The organism is Nostoc sp. (assembly GCF_036917975.1).
Lineage (GTDB): Bacteria > Cyanobacteriota > Cyanobacteriia > Cyanobacteriales > Nostocaceae > Nostoc.
This window is the reverse complement of record NZ_JBALEJ010000104.1, coordinates 1-19,929: the sequence shown is the minus strand read 5'-3', so window position 1 is coordinate 19,929 and position 19,929 is coordinate 1. Positions and strand designations below refer to the sequence as shown.

General features: G+C 42.7%; 16 protein-coding genes. 1 reads left to right on the top strand and 15 read right to left on the bottom strand.

Annotated features, from left to right (window positions below):
* Window positions 1-44: 44 nt before the first annotated feature.
* The 10 genes from V7K76_RS32115 to V7K76_RS32070 form a co-directional block, all read right to left on the bottom strand.
* A complete protein-coding gene (locus V7K76_RS32115) occupies window positions 45-320 on the bottom strand; it encodes a hypothetical protein (protein WP_334778207.1) in 276 nt (91 codons plus the stop codon).
* Between the two features lie 157 nt (window positions 321-477).
* A complete protein-coding gene (locus V7K76_RS32110) occupies window positions 478-1,449 on the bottom strand; it encodes a chlorophyll a/b binding light-harvesting protein (RefSeq protein ID WP_334953130.1) in 972 nt (323 codons plus the stop codon).
* 91 nt (window positions 1,450-1,540) lie between these two features.
* The gene (locus tag V7K76_RS32105) at window positions 1,541-2,575 is read right to left on the bottom strand and encodes a chlorophyll a/b binding light-harvesting protein (protein ID WP_334778209.1); all 1,035 of its coding nucleotides are present in this window, start codon (window positions 2,573-2,575) and stop codon (window positions 1,541-1,543) included.
* A gap of 381 nt (window positions 2,576-2,956) precedes the next feature.
* Window positions 2,957-3,715 carry an alpha/beta fold hydrolase gene (locus tag V7K76_RS32100; protein ID WP_334778210.1) on the bottom strand — a complete coding sequence of 253 codons (759 nt, stop codon included), beginning with the start codon at window positions 3,713-3,715 and terminating at the stop codon, window positions 2,957-2,959.
* A gap of 69 nt (window positions 3,716-3,784) precedes the next feature.
* Complete coding sequence (fldA, locus tag V7K76_RS32095) at window positions 3,785-4,297, bottom strand: flavodoxin FldA (RefSeq protein ID WP_334778211.1); 513 nt, start codon at window positions 4,295-4,297, stop codon at window positions 3,785-3,787.
* A 96-nt stretch (window positions 4,298-4,393) separates the two neighbouring features.
* Window positions 4,394-5,827, bottom strand: coding sequence for a chlorophyll a/b binding light-harvesting protein (locus tag V7K76_RS32090; protein WP_334953133.1), 1,434 nt, complete (start codon window positions 5,825-5,827; stop codon window positions 4,394-4,396).
* 2 nt (window positions 5,828-5,829) lie between these two features.
* Window positions 5,830-6,861: a chlorophyll a/b binding light-harvesting protein gene (locus V7K76_RS32085; protein ID WP_334778213.1), complete on the bottom strand. Its 1,032-nt coding sequence runs from the start codon at window positions 6,859-6,861 to the stop codon at window positions 5,830-5,832.
* 793 nt (window positions 6,862-7,654) lie between these two features.
* The gene (locus tag V7K76_RS32080) at window positions 7,655-7,834 is read right to left on the bottom strand and encodes a hypothetical protein (protein WP_334709481.1); all 180 of its coding nucleotides are present in this window, start codon (window positions 7,832-7,834) and stop codon (window positions 7,655-7,657) included.
* Between the two features lie 1,456 nt (window positions 7,835-9,290).
* The gene (locus V7K76_RS32075) at window positions 9,291-11,003 is read right to left on the bottom strand and encodes a diflavin flavoprotein (protein ID WP_334779536.1); all 1,713 of its coding nucleotides are present in this window, start codon (window positions 11,001-11,003) and stop codon (window positions 9,291-9,293) included.
* A gap of 170 nt (window positions 11,004-11,173) precedes the next feature.
* Window positions 11,174-12,913, bottom strand: a complete 1,740-nt coding sequence (locus V7K76_RS32070; protein ID WP_334779537.1) for a diflavin flavoprotein — start codon at window positions 12,911-12,913, stop codon at window positions 11,174-11,176.
* A gap of 1,547 nt (window positions 12,914-14,460) precedes the next feature.
* On the opposite strand from V7K76_RS32070, the gene V7K76_RS32065 reads away from it, so the two are divergent.
* Window positions 14,461-14,916, top strand: coding sequence for a helix-turn-helix domain-containing protein (locus tag V7K76_RS32065; RefSeq protein WP_334953136.1), 456 nt, complete (start codon window positions 14,461-14,463; stop codon window positions 14,914-14,916).
* Here the strand turns inward: V7K76_RS32065 and V7K76_RS32060 are convergent.
* From V7K76_RS32060 to V7K76_RS32040, 5 genes are all read right to left on the bottom strand, one after another.
* Window positions 14,913-15,581 carry an ABC transporter ATP-binding protein gene (locus V7K76_RS32060; protein ID WP_334953138.1) on the bottom strand — a complete coding sequence of 223 codons (669 nt, stop codon included), beginning with the start codon at window positions 15,579-15,581 and terminating at the stop codon, window positions 14,913-14,915. The genes V7K76_RS32065 and V7K76_RS32060 overlap by 4 nt on opposite strands.
* Window position 15,582: 1 nt before the next feature.
* Window positions 15,583-16,872, bottom strand: coding sequence for an ABC transporter permease (locus V7K76_RS32055; RefSeq protein WP_442936239.1), 1,290 nt, complete (start codon window positions 16,870-16,872; stop codon window positions 15,583-15,585).
* A 140-nt stretch (window positions 16,873-17,012) separates the two neighbouring features.
* A complete protein-coding gene (locus tag V7K76_RS32050) occupies window positions 17,013-18,596 on the bottom strand; it encodes an efflux RND transporter periplasmic adaptor subunit (protein ID WP_334953141.1) in 1,584 nt (527 codons plus the stop codon).
* Window positions 18,597-18,707: 111 nt separating this feature from the next.
* Window positions 18,708-18,905, bottom strand: coding sequence for a hypothetical protein (locus tag V7K76_RS32045; RefSeq protein ID WP_334779544.1), 198 nt, complete (start codon window positions 18,903-18,905; stop codon window positions 18,708-18,710).
* A gap of 117 nt (window positions 18,906-19,022) precedes the next feature.
* The coding region (locus tag V7K76_RS32040) for an ATP-binding cassette domain-containing protein (protein ID WP_335030383.1) at window positions 19,023-19,929 on the bottom strand (907 nt) is incomplete at its 5' end.

The following is a 19,929-nucleotide window of genomic DNA, read 5'->3' as shown; positions in this document are numbered from 1 at the left end:
GCGATCGTATCCTTATGTCCTACTCAACGATTAATCAAATAAATTTAACAAAGCTTTCGCCGACCCTTGTTGCAAGCATTACAGGCAGAAGTTTTCGGCTCAAAATCAATACAGGCGATCGCTTCCTCAGAACAAGCTTTTTTTGGGTGTACAGTACATTTTAGGCGGTAGTCGTTAGTGAAATATTCGCAACCAGAGCAAGGAATCTCATGCAGCGTTTTTAAATGAATTATCCCTTTTTTCAAGGTTAACCAGGCACTACCAATAAATAGAATCATTATTGTCCAAGTGCAAAAAGCACACAAAATCATACTTAACATTAGTTATCCTCATAAAAATTCCAAAAAATGCCCGCAGTCCACTGCTGTTAACCGCAGGCATCGGACTTTATTTAGCTAGTGTTGAGCGAAACTTAATTAAGGTAATACCAATTTGAAAAAGACCATTTGTAGAGACGCGATGAATCGCGTCTTCAATTCATCGCATCTTTACTTGACGCAGCGATCGCCAAGAGTGCCAAACATAACCTAAGAAGGCTACGACACCAAGGAAAAACTGAATATCTGCCAATCCCAAACGTTCAGAGCCGTAAAATTCTCTCGGAAAAACTGTCGTGTTATAGCCCACGAACGCGGCAGAAATCCAAGCCATTAAAGCTAAACCCAGCAAGCTATAAGAAAGAATTTCTTCACCATTGTCAATTGGCAAAATTCGTCTTACCCAGGTAAAAGGTTGTACAAGAATATGCCATGCACTACCAGCAATTAAGATGAAGCCAATCCAAATGTGACCACCAATGACATCTTCTAAGTTATCAACACTTGCCATCCCTAAAGGATTCCAGCTACCATCTTTCAGACCAACTAAGTAACCAAAAATTGTTCCTGGGTTTAAATTGGGATTGCTAATCAGGCGGACATTTCCCAAATTAGTATCATAAATTCCGCCAAAAGTTGTTGCCTTTAGCACTAGCAGAAATGCTCCCAAACCCAGAATAATTAGGTGATGACCTAAAATTAAACCCAACTGCTTCGGGTCGTTCCATTCATAGTGAAATCTTGCCACCTGTCCACCAGCAGTATATAAAATTGCCGGAGCGCGAAAAACATGAAAAAGTCCACCTGCACCCAACACAGCAGATGCCACTAAGTGCAAAATGCCAATTACAAAATAGGGATAGGTATCGACTACTTCACCTCCAGCACCTATACCCCAGCCCAAAGTTGCTAAGTGGGGTAACAAAGTCAATCCCTGTTCATACATTGGTACGCTAGGAACAAAGCGTGTAACTTCAGATATTGTGATTGCTCCTACCCAAAACATAATTAAGCCTGCATGAGCAATGTGAGCGCCTAATAATTGACCAGATAAATCAATTAAACGGGCATTACCCACTAACCACGATAAATCTGTGTCTGCTGCTAAGGTTCTATCAGTTGTAATTGTCATAGTTAAATACCTTTATGAGCATTTTGAATTTTGAATTTTGGATTTTAGATTATGACAATCTAAAATCCAAAATCTAAAATCTAAAATTGTCTTACGATTCGCTACCAATGGCATTTAATGCCCTTTCAATTCGGCTAAAGTCAACGCCAATTGCTCGCAGCGCGTGCCACAGATGACCTTGCAAGAAGAAGAAAGCTAAGAAGAAATGGGCATTTGCTAACCATGCTCTGGAAGTGTAACCACCGTTTGCTAACTTAATGCTGTCGGCAAAATAAGGGCTAACTCCCAGTTTTACTTCCAAGGTAGAGCCATAAAATTCTACGGGATAAGCTAAGGTATTTACCGCACAAAAGTAAGCTGCAACAAATCCCGCTAAAGCAATACCGCCCAAAGAGTAGGAAAGAATGGCTTCACCGGAGAAGATTAAAAGCTTTTTCGCCCAAGGTAAAGGCTCTATGAGGATATGCCAAATACCCCCGCCAATGAGTAACAAGCCTACATAGATATGACCGCCGACTAAATCTTCTAAGTTGTTAACACTGGCGAAGTGAGTTTGATAGCCATAAATCACCAAGGGGTTGAGGGTGGGGTCGGTGACAACTCGAACATCGTGAATTGTTGAGTCGTACAATCCTCCCCAAAACATGGCTTTTCCTACCAGGAGTAAAGCACCTACTCCCAAGAAAATCAGGTGATGTCCTAAGATAAATCCAAGTTTTTTCGGGTCATCCCATGTAAAGTGAAATTTCCGAGCGCGACCAGTTGCGTCTTTTAAGTTTTTTGGAGCTTTGAAGGTATGGAAAAGTGCCCCTGCGCCAAGCACAGCAGAAGAAATTAAGTGTAAAGCGCCGATAACGAAATAAGGGTAAGTATCGACTACCTGACCACCTGCGCCCACACCAAAACCCAAGGTGGCTAAATGAGGAAGCAAAATTAACCCCTGTTCGCCCATCGGTATTTCGGGATTGTAGCGAGAGATTTCAAACCATGTAAACGCCCCAGCCCAGAGCGTCGTCAGCGCTGCTTGTGCCACATGAGCGCCGATAAATAAGCCAGAGAGATTGGCGAAGCGGGCGTTACCAGTCCACCAATCAAATTTGAGGTTGGGATTGCCGTATGTCTGCATTGTTAAGACAATTAGTAATTGTTATCAGTAATACTCAATTAGTTGGTTCTTATTTCAGCAGTTAAATGTCATCTGAGTGCGAACACAGTAGACGTAAAGCTTTTACCTGAGGGAGGAATAGACTCTTCCAATTCAGTGCAGGCTACCAATTGTCCTCAGATATCACTTCTTGCCGCATGCCCTACTTATTGATATCTAATCCCAACTCTTGAGATTACAAATTTAGTTTATTGAAAATAATTCTTATTTAAAATATCTCTTTACAAAATGTAATATCCAAACTGGAGGAATAAATATTGCAACGCAAACGGAGCGATAATAGTAACTATCAACGCTCGAATGCAAGCAAATATTAGTTTTTAAGAGTGGGTTATTCTGCCTTTATGAATAACTTGTAGAAGTGCTAAAAGATAGTGGAGATGCTACCAGTAAATGCGGATGGTGATGTTGCCAAAAACTCAAAATCTGTTCCCCAACCTGTTGAGGATAGAAGTAGTGAAAAAAATGATATCCTTGTGGGCATTCCCAGAGTTTATCTTCTGGCTTGAACCAATTAGACCAGTCATGTAATGCAGGTGGGTTGACTACCGGATCGCTCTTGCTACCACATACCATCATTGGCATAGAAACTCCACCCTTGGGTAAATAAACCAACTTAAATAAAGAGTGTGATGATGGAGATTGTTCTAAATCTTTATCTAAGGCGGCGACTAACTTTTTAGTAGTATGAGGTGGTTGATTTCCAAAAAGACTACGAACGCTGCTTGCCAAAACTAACTCACGGCTGATGTTAAAAAGTTGTCGTTGAAAGTAATAATGAGCTTGCCAATTGTTTGCAGGTTGAGCGCCTACAGCCAGCAGAGTTAGCGATCGCACTCTTTGGGGAAATCGCCGCGCAAAGGTTAAGGCGATCGCACCACCCATAGCATGACCGGCTAAATGCACGGGGCGATCGCGCCATTCTAAAAAGTCATATAGCAACTCCACAGCTTGATCTATGGAACTAGCTTCATCTTTAGTTTGCTGGTATTCCCACTGAGCGACACTCGTATACCCAGATAAATATTCAAGTAATGGTTTATCAAAACGCTGCAAAGCAGGACTAGCACTTAACCATAAAACATCAAATGGATCGGACATATAATACCTATAAATTCCAAATTATCAATTGCAATAAAGGCGCACAGCTAGCTGTGCGCCTTTATTAGTCTATAAACCGAATTCTGTCTTCAACTGAGCAACCCAAGTTTTAATTCGCTCATCTGTTAAATCAGATTGACTACCTTGATCAAGTGCCAATCCCACAAACTTGCCATTTCTCAAAGCTTTAGAATTCTCAAATTCATATCCCTCAGTTGGCCAGTAACCGACAGTTTTACCGCCTCGTTGGGAAATTTTTTCTTCTAGAATTCCAATTGCATCTTGGAAGTTATCGCTATAGCCATATTGGTCTCCATCACCAAAATAGGCAACCAGCTTACCACTAAAATTTATTTCATCGAGATCAGAGAAAAAGCCTTCCCAATCGCTTTGAAGTTGACCAATATCCCAAGTGGGAGAGCCAATAATCAGCAAGTCATACTCATCAAAACTGGTAGTATCTGCCTCGTAAATGGGATGTAATGTTACAACATCACCACCAAACTCATCCCGAATTTTTTCAGCATCAGATTCAGTGTTGCCAGTTTGAGTACCGTAAAACAAACCAATTTTTTTTGACATGTTGTCACCTGATAAATAAATAGTTGTGCGTTCAAAAGGACTTATGTAAAAATAGCCATTTGTCCTGCACCTAAACCTGACAGAAGTTGCTGCAACTTAGAAAAACAAACCGCTATTGGTTAACAGCAGGAAGGCAAACAAAGCTCCTCCGCAGCTACCCACTGTCCAGCCAGCATTAAACTCACTCCAAGACTTAGCCGTTTTCATATTTTCTGGTAGTTCCCCTTCAGCAGGTTTTCGTTTTTGAAACGACACACTACCATACAACCACAAGCAAATAGATAAAATCAATACCAAACCGATTGTCGCAAGTAACCCTGCTTGATTCGCAAATTCTGTATCCCGCAGTGGGCCTAACTTGACAAATGGGCCAATCAAGAAATAGCCATGTGCCATGCCAATTTCCAGACCTCGTGAAAAAGGAGACAAGCCTTGACAGTAAATAGGAAGATTTCTTAATAACTTCAGCGTGATATCCGAAGAATTCACTGGGGTATAGAGATTTCCAATTTCCGGTATCCCCGCAGCATTGACAACTCCCTGCTGAAAATCAAGTCCAGCCGCGATGACACGCACTCTCAAAGCGTGCCAGATGTGACCAGCTAAAAATACAACTGCCAGAGCAAAGTGACTAGTTGCTAGCCAAGTGCGAACCGTAATTACTCCCGATGCAGTCGTACTCAACCCCGACGGGCCATAGAAAACTGTGGGATAAACGGTATCATTTACCGTCACAAAGTAAGCTGCCAATAAACCCATATAAGCCAGAGCGCCCAGGCTATAGGATAGGTAAGCCTCACCAGACCAAAACAGTATCTTTTTTGCCCAAGCAAAAGGCTTAGTGAGAATGTGCCAAAATCCTCCGGCAATGCAGAGTATTCCTACCCAAATATGCCCACCAATAACATCTTCTAGATTATTAACTGCTGCCATTCCCTGTTCGCCAAAAGCACCGAAGAGATAGCCAAAGATGCGACTAGGGTTAATAGTTGGTTCAGTAATTACTCGTACAGATGCGACTACCGGATCGTAAAGGCCACCCCAGAACAGCGCCTTGGCCACCAATAACCACGCCCCGAACCCCAACAATAGTAGATGAATACCAATGATAGTGGTCATCTTGTCTTCATCTTTCCAGTCGTAACCAAAGAAGCCAGGAAAAGAGGGGTTTTCACTTAAAACTTCCGGGCCTAAAAGGGCGTGGTAAATTCCACCAGCACCCAGTACAGCCGAACTAACAAGATGTAAAACACCAATGAAAAAATAGGGATAGGTATCAATAATTTGACCGTCGTCGCCAACACTAAATCCCAAGGTTGCCAAATGGGGTAGCAGGATTAACCCCTGGTCATACATCGGTTGTCCGGGGTTGTATTTGGTGATTTCAAACAGAGTCATTGCTCCTGCCCAAAGGACAATCAACCCAGCATGAGCAATGTGAGCGCCCAAAAGCTTACCCGACAGGTTAATGAATCGGGCATTACCAGCCCACCAACCGGATTCCTGGGTCGTTATTGTTGCAGTTACCATTGTTAGATTGCCTCCCCACGAGTTGAACGGATGACTCTACCCTTTGAGAAGTCAAATCCAGCAGCGCGTAAAGCGTGCCAGAGATGCCCTTGAAGAAAGAAAAAACCTAGCCAGAAGTGAGCATTCGCCAGCCAAACGCGAGAGGAGAGTAAATCTCCACTCTGGAAGTAAGGAAAGCGGTCAAACCCAATACTCAGGGCTGGCCCATAAAATTCCGGTGGGTAAGCTAGTGTGTTAACAGAGACAAAATAGGCAGCAATCAAACCCATGAGAGCTAAAGCACCCAAGCTGTAAGAAAGGTATGCTTCTCCTGACCAGATAAAAAGCTGCTTTGCCCAGGCGAAAGGTTGAGTAGTAATGTGCCAGATACCGCCTGCAATGCAGAGAATGCTGACCCAAATGTGACCACCAACCAAGTCTTCTAGGTTATTAACTCCAGCAATCCAGTGTTTGCCACCGCCACCAAATAAGTAACCAAAAATAACGGCAGAGTTCCAGGTGGGGCTAGAAACTACGCGCACCTCACCCACCGTAGAATCGTACAAGCCGCCAAAGAACATAGCTTTGGCAACTAGTAAGCCTGCTCCCAGACCCAGTAATACTAGGTGAATACCCAGAATCGTGGTCATTTTATTAGCATCTTCCCAGCGATAGCCAAAGAAAGAAAATCTCTCTTCTAAGATGGCGGGGCCACGTAGGGCATGAAAGATGCCACCAAGTCCTAAGAAGGCGGAGCTAATTAGGTGCAATATTCCAACGACGAAGTAGGGATAGGTATCAACTATTTGTCCACCATTTCCTACACCCCAGCCGAGGGTTGCGAGATGAGGCAATAGAATCAACCCCTGTTCGTACATTGGTTGCACTCTGTTGAAGTGGGCAAGTTCAAATAGGGTTGTTGCACCAGCCCAGAGAACAATTAACCCCGCATGAGCAACATGAGCGCCCAAAAGTCGCCCTGAGAGGTTGGTTAACCGGGCATTCCCTGCCCACCAGGGAATCGACTCTGGTGTTTGAACAGCCACCCTTGTCATGGCGTTACCTCCTAAGAAAGTTTACAAATAGCTGAGATATATGATTGTTGCGTTAATGCATATCTATATCAATAAGCCTGAAAATATACTATCAGAATTATTGAAAATTCTTTTCATTAATGCAAATCAACTTTTGTAAAGTATTTCAGGAAACAAACCGAAAGCTAGACTAAAAGCAATATGAAACTTGATTTTGGAGGAGTTTTATGGTAATTGGCATTGGACAAACAAAGTACTGTAAATCGACAAGCTTACCGTACTTTTATATTAAGAGTGAATAACGCACTCTGCAAGAGGATAATTTAAATGAATCAATTCAAAATTCAAAATGACGCTCTCTACGAGACGCTTCGCGTAGCTTGCTTCCCCGCAGGGGTACGCGGACTCGCTCATAGCGTTGCCATGCCGTTCGCGTAGCGTCTCGTAGAGAAGGCTTTACGCTGCGCTAACAAAATTCAAAATTAAAGACAGCCACGCCACTTGCGGGTGGGGTTTCAACAACCCTTGGGAAACAATGATTCTTTCTCGTGCGAACGCTACCGCGAACGCGCCACTTGCAGGCGTTAGCGCGTAGCGGGACGTACCCCTACGGGGATCTTGCTACGCGGTAGCGTCTCTAAGAGTTGTACGGTTTTAAACCTCACTTCTTTTCATAAATTATTCCAAAAAAAACGAGGGACAAGATTGTTTAAGAATGATAATCATTTTGAGTGGGAGAAAAGGGTTTGCCGACGGCAAACCCTTTTCTCCCCTTCATTCCCCTTTAAAATGATTATCGCAGCTTTTCAAATATCTAATGCTGTTGAGGCCCTTTGGCGTCACATTCTTTACTCCAGCAACGTTCTAGAAGTTGCAGACGCCAAATCAAGACAAAGCGTTGGGGATTCAATACTAATTTAGTCTCGCGGCTAAATAAGGGCTGGTTCAGATATTGCCAAAGAGGAAATTTAATTTTGGTGTGTTTTGGAGTCATAAGAACAAAAAATAATATAAAAGTTTTGTCTAGAAACTGCCTGATAGTGTTTTTCTAGTTAAAGGCTACACTGCACTTTTGCAATTGTCTTTGTGGCAATTGCGGAATTTCCGTAGGTAAATTTATGTTATTTCCGCTTTAATACTGAAATTGCACGCACCATCTTTTTGATTCTACATCCCAGGAAAAGTCAGATACGTTGGTACAAGGGTACAAATGTCTGCGGCTATACCCTAATACAACGTGAGTTCGACGAACCTCTCCCTGCCTTGAACTGAAGTTCAAGTCTGCCCCTCTCCGACTCGGAGAGGGACGGTTTTGCGTAGTAAACCTTCTTAGAGGTTTTTTGATTGAGCAAATTGGGTAGATATTATATGAGCAATCGAATTCACGTTTGGTTAAGTTTGGAAAGATTGTTGGAGGATTTACTTCTGAATTCAGGAGTCAGAATTCAGAAGTCAGAATCAAGACGCTTTGAAATATCGCGGTTCTCAGTTGAGTGAGGTACAAGAACCCCATCCCCAACCCCTTTCAAGGGTAGGGGTTTAAGAAAGTCGCCAAATGAAGGTATGATAGCGAACTGAGGCTTGTCGGCAAAAACCACAAATTCAGAGGGTGCGAGCGTTAGCTTTCAGGGGAGGTTTCTTTGGATGCAAGTGGTCAAAAGTTGGGGAGAAAATCAAAGCCTCTCTCCTTTTAGGAGAGAGGTTTGGAGAGAGGTCTGTTTGTGGTTCATTTACCTGAAAATTGCTGTCAGATCCCCCCGCCTGCGACGACCCCCTTAATTAATAAGGGGTTAAATAAGAGACAAAGCCCTCTTTTTTTAGAGCCAAACATATTAACCGAACCGTATTGAGTTATGTTCAATATTTGGTAATTTTTGGGACTGATGCGCTAAAAATTAACTACAAGCAATAAATGCAGTAAATTATTTAATTCTTCAATGCAAGTATATGCAGTTGAGCTTGGGAATGAGTGCCGTGATTATACTTAATCACTAAGATTATTATGTTATGCAAGTAGCAGGATTGTTAAGAGGTTGTTTGAAAAGTCGCAAAGTATACTAGACATCTCCAGAAATTAAATATGCGTTACCCAGAACCCTTGTAGAGACGTAGCAGTGCTACGTCTCTACGTTCTTTTTCGGAGATGTCTACTATAGAACCCTCTCCAAAGCTCTCCCCGAAAGGTCGAGAGGCTTTAAATAGCAGAACTAAAATTTACTTGGGCGGACTCTGCATATCGACAAAAAAATAGGACGGGCAAGATGCCCATCCCAGAAGAAAAAAGAGAATTTTTCTCCAAAGCGGTTTCGTTAAGTTAAACCGAGTACCGTGGGTTTAAGTCCCCCGGTTCTCTTCACCGGTAAGTTTTGGGTCGGGGTCTAAATCCCCGTCACCAAACTTACTTGCGACTTGCGACTTGCGACTTGCGACTTGTTTTAACTTCTGACTGTCTAATAATGAGTGCCTGTTTTACGATGGTTGATGGCAGTGACCGCATCAGGCTTGAGTAATTTACCTTCGTCTACAGTTGCATAGATGACCCAATGATCGCCACATTCTAGACGTTGATTGACTGAGCATTCCAAATATGCTAGTGCGTCGGTGAGGACGGTACAGCCATTATCTGCAACTGCGGTACTAAAGTTGGCAAATCGATCTTCTCCAGGGGCGAAAGATTTACGGAAATGTTTCATGTAATCTTGATGATTGCCTTCAGGTAGAATATTTAAGGCAAACTTACCGCCTGGATACATCAAAGATTCGATCGCTCGGTCTTTGGCGATCGCAACAGTTAGTCCAGGTGGGTTGAAGGTGGCTTGAGAAACCCAAGCGCCTAACATCCCCGTAGACACTTCTCCAAGTTTCGCTGTCACCACACAAACGGAACCAACAATCCGACCAACAGCTTGTTCCACTGGGGTAGCGGCTTGTTGGGGTACGCGTACCTTTTTAGCCTTTCTCAGTGCTTGGGCAAAGTCTGTACCTAGTTCTTCACAGAATTTGAGAGTGACATCATCAGGTTTAAACTTCACCTTCAAGGTGTCAAAACCAAAGCGATATCCGGCATCCCGGAGTTTACCTTCGATTAAGTCAAATGCTTCGCCACTCCAGCCGTAGGAACCAAAAACCCCGGCGAGTTTGCTATTGTCACCACTCGATAGCACAATTCCTAAAGCAGTGTGAATGGGAGTTGGTGCATGACCACCGATGGTAGGAGAACCGATGATAAAACCCTCTGACTGTGCGAGGTTGATGCGAATTTCATCAGGGGTAGCAAATTCACAGTTGATGGATTTAACTGCAACTCCACCTTTAGTTAATCCCAGTGCGATCGCTTGTGCTAAAGTCCCCGTATTCCCGTAAGCTGATGCATAAAGTAGGGCAACGGAAATTTCGCGATCGTTATGAGAACGGCTCCACTCTCCATAAGCTTTGGTGAGTTCAATTAAACTACTGCGTACCAAAGGCCCATGACCCACAGCATACATTCTCACCTGCAAATCTGAGATTTTCTCCAAAGCTGCTTGCACATGAGCAATTTGGGGAGCCATCAGGCAGTTAAAATAGTAACGCTGGTCTTCTTTGAGCGCTTCCCAGTTATCATCAAACACTTCATCACCACAGAGATGAGTTGCAAATAACTTATCTGTGTAGAGAATTTGGGTTTGCTGATCGTAGGTACAAAGTCCTTCCGGCCAGCGCGGACTAGGAGTGGGGAAGAATTTTAAAACATGACCCTTGCCTAAATCCAGAGTTTCTTTCCCCCGCATCACCAAGACATTTAAATCTTGTTCTAGAAAAGCAGCCCGCAAATTGTTCGCACCAGGAAGAGAACAGACAAAAGTTACCTGTGGTGCAAGTTCTAAAATTGCTTTGAGGGTTGCAACTCGGTTGGGGTTGAAATGACCCAGGATAATATAATCCAAAGTTGTCAAATCTAAAGTCTGCCGCAATGCCTCTAAATAAATTTCGGTAAAGCTTTCTGGCGGTGGATCAATAAGTGCGGTTTTATCAGCTTCAATTAAATAGCAATTGGAGGTTGTACCTCTTTCAAGTGCGTATTCAATTTCAAACCGCAGACGTGACCAACTACGTGCCCTGATAGCTTTAGTATTTGTAGCAATTGGTAAAACTTGTACGTCGCGTGGCTTGGAATTGGTCATAGCTGTTTTATAGTTGGGGAACAGAGATTAGGGATTAGGGATTGGGGACTGGGGACTGGGGACTAGGAACTGGGGAATGGTAACTAGGAACTGGGGAATGGTAACTAGGGACTACCGACAAGGGAAGAGTTTTCCCAATCCCCAATACCCAGTCCCCAATACCCAATTCCTTAGTAGTAATTACCTACTTTGCGATGGCGAACGGCGGTTAATCCATCGTTTTTGGAGACACGACCTTCTTGGACTGTGCAGTATAAAATCCAGTGGTCGCTGCATTCCATGCTGGTCTGTATTTCACATTCCATGTATGCCAAAGCATCTGTCAGAATCGGGGAACCGTTTTTCGCGGTTTGAGTTTTTACTCCTGCAAAGCGGTCAGCGCCAGGATGCAGGCGTTTGAGGAAGTGTTTCTTGAGTTCTTGAAAATTGCCTTCTTCCAAAACATTGAGGACGAAGCGATCGCCAACTTGCATTAAGGAATCAATGGCGCGGTCTTTCGCAACGGCAATTGTGAATCCTAATGGTTGCAAACTCGCTTGCGTTACCCAGGATGCCAGCATTGCACTTGAGACGTTATCTTTTTTGGTGGTGACTATATATAGTCCGCTGCTAATGCGGCCCAGCGCCTTTTCCATGTTGACATCAAGGGACTTAATTTGCTTGATGTTGCGATCGCGCACTAGCAATTGTCCAATGTCTTTACCCGCTTCTTCACACAACTGGAATGTTGATGCTGTGGGAGCCTCTTTAATCCGAATGGGTGGGAAAGCTTCTTTGATGCCAGAGTCAAGAAATTGTTTGCGGAGTGTATCAATGGGTTCATCATCCCCACCGTAACATTCAAACAGCCCAAGAAATTGCTTGTTCTTGGCAACAGCTAGCACCGAACTGATACTAGCTTGGGCGGCGGCGGCGGTAGTCGAGGGCATACCGATAATGATCCCAGCTGCTCTCCCGGCTAGTTCTTGAATTTCTTGGCTGCCAGCAGTACTCAAATCCAGTACTTCTACGCCAACGCCAGTTTTCAGGATACCTTCAGCAATGGCGTGACCAAGGCGTTCGCCATACCCATATTCTGAGACAAAAAACAAGCCAACTGTTGTTTCTGCTTTAGCTTGTTTTTGGCTCCAATTTTCGTAGCACCCGGTCAGAACATCTAAATGGTGGTATAATAGTGGGCCGTGACCATTGGCGATAATATTAATCTTTCCGAGATCGCCCATCCGCTTCATGGCATTCACCAAAGAACGAGCGTTAGGGCCCATCAAGCAGTCGTAGTAAAATCTAAAGTCAGCTTCGATCGCTTCTAAATCTTCGTCGAAGGTGCGATCGTCACAAAAGTGCATCCCAAAAGCATCACAGGTGTAGAGAATTTGGGTTTTGCGGTCAAAGCTAAAGATTGTATCCGGCCAGTGCAGGTTAGGCGCACTCACGAATTCCATTTCGTGTCCTTTACCAATATCGATGCGATCGCCAGTTTTGACAACCCGCTTGGAAAAAGGATCGTGTACTAATCCCTCAAGGAATTGCAGCGCAACCTTTGAGGCTAAAACGGTAGCTCTAGGAGCTAACTGGAGAACATCTTCTACTAAGCCGCTATGGTCTGGCTCTGTGTGACTGACAATTATGTAATCAATTGTTTTGGGGTTGACAAGACCTTTGAGAGTCTCTAAATACAGATCGCGAAACTTCTGGTGAGAAGTATCAATCAAAACTGTTTGTTCGCCCCTAATTAGATATGAATTATAGGTTGTGCCGTTTTGCAGTCCGAATTCGATATCGAAGCGATCGCGATCCCAATCAAGAGAGCGAATCGCCGTTGTGTTAGGGGCAATTTCTACAGTTTGTATAGTTAGCCGATGTTGAACGTTCTCTGCGTTGGCCTTGCCGGTCGTAGACATCGATACCATTATTCGTCTCCGAGCGCAAATTAACAGGTTTTTCTTCTGCCCCCATTGTCTCTATTATTTAATGTTGAAGTTGTAATGAATATCAGTTTTTTAAAAATTTAACTTGTATCAATTATTGCTGTTTTTTAGCAATAAATATGAATCTTCAAAATCTCCTAAACATTAATTAAATTTTAAACTTTACTGAGTATTGAATTTTGCTTATTTATCTCATCTTATCCTAATTCAAAAATATCATATCAATTATAGTTTTTGACTAAAAAGGTATAGTTTAAACAATATTTTATTGCTATTTGATTTACCAACCCTAAATCAATACGGTTCCGTTAAGGCAAGAGACGCGATGAATCGCCATCAAGACAAAAAGCTAGTAGTCTGTCAAATAAATTTTGACGGATAAAGAAACGAACCGCATACTCCTACGGAGAAGCAAGCTACGCGCAGCGTCTCGTTAGAGAAGGACGCAAAGAGCGCTAAGGAAGAAGGAAGGAAAGAAAGAAGAAAAATTGAAAAATTTATTTACCCGTCAATTAGTTCTTGACAGACTACTAGGCTAAATGCAAAAAAATTGTCGGTTGGGGAGCCACTGCGTTGCGCGGGTTAAGAGCGTTGTAGCAAGTGGCGTTGGAGGCTTTGCCAAAGCCAACATCCTGATATCTGTTGGGTTGCGCTGCGCTCCACCCAATCTATGTCTCATGCACAATTTTTTTGCTTGCCACGCCACTACATATACTTAGATTTTTTCAGGAATCAAATCGGATTCCTATAGCAATCCTAAATGAGTTGTGAAAATCGATAGACTCAGATCCCCGACTTATTTGAGAAGTCGGGGATCTGATTGTTCACGAATGATTTAGGACTGCTATATATGTCAAGTATAAAAACTTATTTTTTCGGAATACTCCCTTAAAAATAATTAGAAAAGGTAGGAAAAGTAGGTAAAACTTTTTTAGGCTTTCAATAAGCATCACATAAGCTGTTAATACTAGTTAATCCAATGAGTATTGAATATGTTGTTATCTTAATCAAAAATCTGGTTACGTAAAATATAAACTTTGTGTAAAGTCGAGAAAATAAATATTGTTTTGGAGATAACCAGGGCAAATTTCCAGAGACTAGTTGAATAAAAAGGGACAAGGACTGTATATATTTTTCTACTCATCCAAAGGAAAACTAGCGTCAAAATCATTTTTAAAGTTTCGATAAACCTCCGTAACTATACGAATAATCTCAGAAATTTAATGATACAGTCTTTTATTATCGACTTTTAGACATTCATCGGGACTAACACCAACAAATTATTCTTGTCGTAGCTTGAAGCTGTAGCTTATAGCTACGACAAGAATAGGTTTGCCTATATAAGTAGGTTAATGGTGTCATCTCTGATATACCTAACTTTTTAGAAAAATCCATTTTTGATGATAAATTGCAAACTTTTGAATACCAGCATCTTTAATACTTGTAGTCAAGTTTTGGGCGTGTAAATACATACTTAATAAGTTAAGTAAGGCGTGAATAGACATAAAAAATGTAAAAGGTTATTGTTTATGGGATGCCGATTAAAAGTGTTTCTAACTGAAGAAGAAAAGCTGACTTTAGAAGAGTTGAGAAAAGCCAAAGATGTTCCTCAACGTACTAAGGATCGCGCTCAAGTTTTACTGCTGAATACTCGCGGCTTAAAAAATGAGCAAATTGCAAAAGGTTTGAACTGGGCGATTTCAACAGTGCGTCAAACCCTTCATCGCTGGGAAAAAATGGGTTTAGCAGGTTTATGGGATGCTCCTGGTCGAGGAGGAAAACCCCGATATTCGGAATCAGATTTAGTTTATCTCGAAAATTGTTTGGCTCAAGAGTCAGAGACTTATAATTCTAAACAATTAGCGAAAAAACTGGCATCTGAGCGCCAAGTAAACTTGAGTGCAGATCGCTTACGACGGGTATTGAAAAAAAGGGGAAGGAGGTTTGGAAGCACATCTACACAAACCCAGGAACAGCATAATTAGCTGATTAAACCATCTTGGACTCGAATCACTCGTTTCGTGTGAGCAGCGATCGCCAGATCGTGGGTGACAATCACAATTGTCATGCCTTGTTGGTTGAGTTCGGTGAATAAATTCATTACCTCTTGGGATGTTTGAGTGTCTAATGCGCCCGTTGGTTCATCAGCTAGCATCAGTGCTGGGCGGTTAACTAACGCACGAGCGATCGCCACTCGTTGTTGTTGTCCTCCAGAAAGCTGGCTGGGAAAATTGCATAAGCGATCGCCTAATCCCACCCGTGTCAGTGCTTGAATTGCTTGCTGGTGACGTTTTTGCTTAGGGACATTGGCGTAAATCATCGGTAGCATGACATTTTGCAGTGCGGTAGCACCTGGTAACAGATTAAATTGCTGAAATACAAAGCCAATGCGCTGATTGCGGATATGCGCCAGTTCATCATTGCCGAAACTAGTCAAGTTTCTGCCTTCTAAAACGTAGTGTCCGGCCGTTGGACAATCTAGGCAGCCAATCAGGTTCATCAGTGTAGACTTTCCTGAACCAGATGTGCCCATAATGGCAACATATTCTCCTTGCTCAATTGTTAAATCAATCCGTTTTAATACGGGTACTGTCACTTCACCCAAGCGATAAGTTTTGCTAATCGCCTGCATCCAAATCATTGTTGTCATATCAATCACTCCGTAAGGCGGCAATTGGGTCTAACTGAGCAGCATTCCGAGCCGGAATCACCCCAGCTAGTAAGCCGACAATGAACGATAATCCAAATCCACAGACAACTGACCACACAGAAACGATAAAGGGAAAATGGAAAATCATCGCAGCACCAAAGGCAATGCCAATGCCAATACCCATACCAATACCGCCTCCGACCGTAGAAATTACAATGGATTCGGCTAAAAACTGATTCAAAATGGCGGAATTAGTTGCACCAACGGCTTTACGAATCCCAATCTCTCTGGTTCGCTCAACCACCGAAACCAGCATAATATTAGCGATGCCAATGCCTCCCACTAACAGAGAAATACTAGCGATCGCTACTACCATCATCGTAAACAAGCCCACCACAGTCGTGAAGGTATTAACAACATCTGTTTGATTTCTAATACTGAAATCATCAGATTGAGATGAATTGAGATTGTGACGTAGGCGCAGAAGATTCACAACCTGAAATTGAGCCGTTGCTGACTGCTCTTGATTGGCTAGTTTTAAATAAATGCCATTGATCGCAAAACCTTTTAAAGCATTATTCCCCACGATTCGATTTGACATATTAGTTAGGGGAATGAAAACTTGATCGTCCCGATCCATCGGGCCTTCTGAACCTTTCTTCTCAAATACGCCAATAACTTCGTAAATGTTACTTTGAATCCGAATCTGTTCGCCGACAGGATTTTTACCAGTGCCAAATAGTTCATCCCGCACTGTCTGCCCCAGTACAACCACTGATTTAGCATTGTCCATTTCTTCTTGGGTAAAAAACCTACCTTGGGTAAGGGAAGTGTTTCTAGCTTCGGGATAGTTCAAATCGGTTCCAACAATATTAGTAGAATTATTCAACTTCTCATAAACCACCTGCCCCGGACGCTGGAGGTAGGCAGAAACGACTTGAGCCGCCGGAGCCTCTTCTTGAATAGCTTTGGCATCCTCCCAAGTAAGTGTTGAACTAGAACCCATCCCTTGACTGATCCCACCAGAACGGGCGGCTCCTGCAAAAACCTGCAAAACATCAGTTCCTAAAGACTGAATTTGCTGTTCTGTCGCTTTTTGTACACCCTGTCCAACGGAGGTAATGGCAATTACAGAAGTAATGCCGATAATTACACCCAACATCGTCAAACCAGTACGGAGTTTATTGCGCCATAATGCCTCCGTTGCCATTGATAAGATTTCGGTTACTGATACAGTATGGGCACGACGAGAAGTCGCTATTCTGCGAGGTAAGCGAAAGGAAATAGTCATTTTTTGTACCTTGAATTAAGGGACTTCCAAGAAATAAATTATCCAAATAAACGAACCACAGAGACGCAGAGAACACAGAGAGAAGAGAAATAGAGAGGATTTATGTGTCAGTTTTGGGATATTTTTTTATTTGGAAGTCCCTAATGAGCGGGAGGAGCAGCGCCAGGTGGTGGCCCCATTGGCGGTTCTTGTTCGGAACTGCCCGCTTTAGAGCTTCCGGGTAAACCTGGAAAAGAAATACCAGACTTATTTTGAGGTTGGGGCGGGGAGCTAATCAAAACCTTTTCTGTACCGTTTAGTCCAGCCTTGACTTGGGTGCGATTGTTAACCGTTGCTCCAGTTGTAATGGGAGTGAATACGGGTGGTTGATTTTTTCGTGCCACAAAAACACCTGTTACCTTTTGTTGACGCGTCACTGCGATCGTTGGTACAGTCAGGGCGTTTTGCAATTCACCAACATTAAACTCCAAAGATACATTCATTCCAGAGCGCAATAACTTCTTGGAATCTGAAAGCAGAGTAACTTTCACTTCAAAGCTAGTAACATTTTGCTCTACTGTTGCCTGAGCCGCGATTTGCGATACTCGTCCTGGAAATGTTTTTCCGGGATAAGCATCTGCCTTAATTACCACTGGTTGATTGATCTGAATTTGAGAAATGTTGCTCTCCGAGATGTTTGCCACAACCTGATTTGTATCAGCTAATGCCAGAATCGATGATGAGGTTGCAGAAGAAACCGAACTACTTGCCGTCATTGGCGTGACAAAAGCCCCTGGGTCTGCATACTTGCGAATCACAACCCCATCAAAAGGTGCGCGAATCAGTGTGTCATCAATCTGAGTTTGGATGTTTTGTAACGCTCCGCTAGCAGATATCACCTCTGCACGGGCTTGGTCAATATCTTCTTGACGGGTTCCCGCTTTTTGCAGAGATAGTGCTTGTTGTTGCTGTTTTACTTCTGCACGGGCTTGGTCAATATCTTCTTGACGGGTTCCCGCCTTTTGCAGAGATAGTGCTTGTTGCGCTTCCGCTACTTGGGCTTGGGCGCTGGCCAGGTCTGCACGTTTTTGGTTTAAAGTTTGCCGAGAAATCGCTCCAGCATCGTGAAGTTTCTGATTGCGCTGAAAGTCGTCGTTTGCTTGGCTCAAAGTAGCTTGATATCTCTCTAAACGGGCTTGCGCTTGAGCAATATCCTGAAAGCGATTACCTGTCATGAGTTTGCGTAATTTTGCTTTTAGTTCCTCTAGTTTGGCCTGCGCCTGAGCAATATCTTGAGGGCGATTACCTGCCATAAGTTTGCGTAGATTCGCCTTTGCTTGAGCCAGTCTCCCCTGCTCTTGGGTTAATTGTCCCTGCAAATTAGAATCATCCATATAAGCCAACACCTGCTTTTCTTTGACATAATCACCTTCCTTAACTAGCAGCCTTTTTAAAGTACCTGCCGTTTTGGGACTGAGATTGATTGCCCGCTCAGGTTTAACAGTCCCATTGGCTGAGACAGTGATAGAAAAATTTGTCCGTCTTAAAGGCACTATTGCCAAGCGTAGATTTGCTTGCTGTTGTTGTTTAACAAGTTGGTGATGAATAAGATAACTGACACCCACAAGTAAAAATAGGGAGAGAGATCCAATTAACCATTTTGTTATACCTTGTTTCTTGATGGGTGGGAGTGAAGATGTAGAGTCAGTTAGCTTAGGTAAATTTGGGTAATGATTAAATGCCATGTTCACTCCTTGAGTAAAAACCAGACCCGCCTCTGTTTGGCTGAGTTTATGTAACCATAAGTAGCTGAGATTTGTAATCGCTTTTTCCAGACAATTATTGCCGATAAATTTTCAAGCATATCTACTTTTAAAACGTTCGATAATTTGCTTAGTCCCTTCAACTTCTTTCTTTAATTCTTCTTGTTTTTCTGGCTTAATTTTACTACCAGCTTGTTCAAGAATGTTTTTTAATGCTCTCTCCAAATCAATTTGAATTTGAGTCATTTCATTATGAATCCTATAATTACATTCCTGCTCATGAACGCTCATATTTTTTACCTAGTTGATATAATTTCGACAAATTTTTTCCTTCTCTTTCCTCTCTCTGTGTCCTCTGCGTCTCTGTGGTTCGTTAAAAAAAAACGACTTTGACAAAGAGTGCTAGCCTTAACTGAACCGTATTGGCACATAGTCAGGTTGAACCTTACCATAATCAAGCTTAATAATTTGGTCGGCGAGGTGAAAGTAACGATCATCATGAGTGATTACTATCACGGCTTTACCACGTTCCTTGAGTTTGACAAGACTTTGCCGGTAAAAGAGGTCTCGAAAGTGTGGCTCTTGGTCAGATGCCCATTCATCGAATAAATAAATCGGGCGATCTTCTAGATAAGCTGTTAGTAATGCGAGGCGCTTTCTCTGCCCTTGGGATAGGTTAGTTGTTGATAAAACACCATCTCTTACTTGAACTTTATGGTCTAACTGCAATTGCCTCAAATAACTTTCAACTTCTCGGTCAAGATTCGGATGATTGAACCCTAAACAGCTATCGAAAAGGTAGAAATCAGAGAAGATAGCAGAGAAATGCTGGCGATACCATTCCCGATTTTCATCTGTAATCAGTACTCCGTCGAGATAAATTGACCCATTTTTAGGTGGATACAATCCCGTAATTAATTTAGCTAGCGTTGACTTACCACTACCATTACCACCGACAATATATGTTATTTGTCCCGGCTGCAAAGTTAGACTAATTGGGCCTAGTAAAAACCCCTTTTCATCGTCAATAGGTTGCCCTAATCCATTTGCGATCGCAAAACTCTGCATTGCGGTAGTATTCTTCTGACGCAGTTTTGTGGCACTACCTTGCAGGTTCTTAGAGGAAAAGTCTTCTCGTCTGGTTTTGTGCAGTTTTAGTTCTTTAGTACCTCTAGTGATAGCTTGAAAATGCTTGAATAAATTATCCTCCTCTTCACGTGCTATACCCGGATTTCTCACAAAGAATGAGAAAATAGGGGTCAAAAACTGCCAAAATCTATATTGCACAAGTATCCTAGCAGTTTGAAGTATGACC

Coding starts and splice junctions, on each gene's coding strand:
- V7K76_RS32115 (WP_334778207.1), bottom strand. CDS start 320: ATGTTAAGTATGATTTTGTGTGCTTTTTGCACTTGGACAATAATGATT.
- V7K76_RS32110 (WP_334953130.1), bottom strand. CDS start 1,449: ATGACAATTACAACTGATAGAACCTTAGCAGCAGACACAGATTTATCG.
- V7K76_RS32105 (WP_334778209.1), bottom strand. CDS start 2,575: ATGCAGACATACGGCAATCCCAACCTCAAATTTGATTGGTGGACTGGT.
- V7K76_RS32100 (WP_334778210.1), bottom strand. CDS start 3,715: ATGTCCGATCCATTTGATGTTTTATGGTTAAGTGCTAGTCCTGCTTTG.
- fldA (WP_334778211.1), bottom strand. CDS start 4,297: ATGTCAAAAAAAATTGGTTTGTTTTACGGTACTCAAACTGGCAACACT.
- V7K76_RS32090 (WP_334953133.1), bottom strand. CDS start 5,827: ATGGTAACTGCAACAATAACGACCCAGGAATCCGGTTGGTGGGCTGGT.
- V7K76_RS32085 (WP_334778213.1), bottom strand. CDS start 6,861: ATGACAAGGGTGGCTGTTCAAACACCAGAGTCGATTCCCTGGTGGGCA.
- V7K76_RS32080 (WP_334709481.1), bottom strand. CDS start 7,834: ATGACTCCAAAACACACCAAAATTAAATTTCCTCTTTGGCAATATCTG.
- V7K76_RS32075 (WP_334779536.1), bottom strand. CDS start 11,003: ATGACCAATTCCAAGCCACGCGACGTACAAGTTTTACCAATTGCTACA.
- V7K76_RS32070 (WP_334779537.1), bottom strand. CDS start 12,913: ATGGTATCGATGTCTACGACCGGCAAGGCCAACGCAGAGAACGTTCAA.
- V7K76_RS32065 (WP_334953136.1), top strand. CDS start 14,461: ATGGGATGCCGATTAAAAGTGTTTCTAACTGAAGAAGAAAAGCTGACT.
- V7K76_RS32060 (WP_334953138.1), bottom strand. CDS start 15,581: ATGACAACAATGATTTGGATGCAGGCGATTAGCAAAACTTATCGCTTG.
- V7K76_RS32055 (WP_442936239.1), bottom strand. CDS start 16,872: ATGACTATTTCCTTTCGCTTACCTCGCAGAATAGCGACTTCTCGTCGT.
- V7K76_RS32050 (WP_334953141.1), bottom strand. CDS start 18,596: ATGGCATTTAATCATTACCCAAATTTACCTAAGCTAACTGACTCTACA.
- V7K76_RS32045 (WP_334779544.1), bottom strand. CDS start 18,905: ATGAGCGTTCATGAGCAGGAATGTAATTATAGGATTCATAATGAAATG.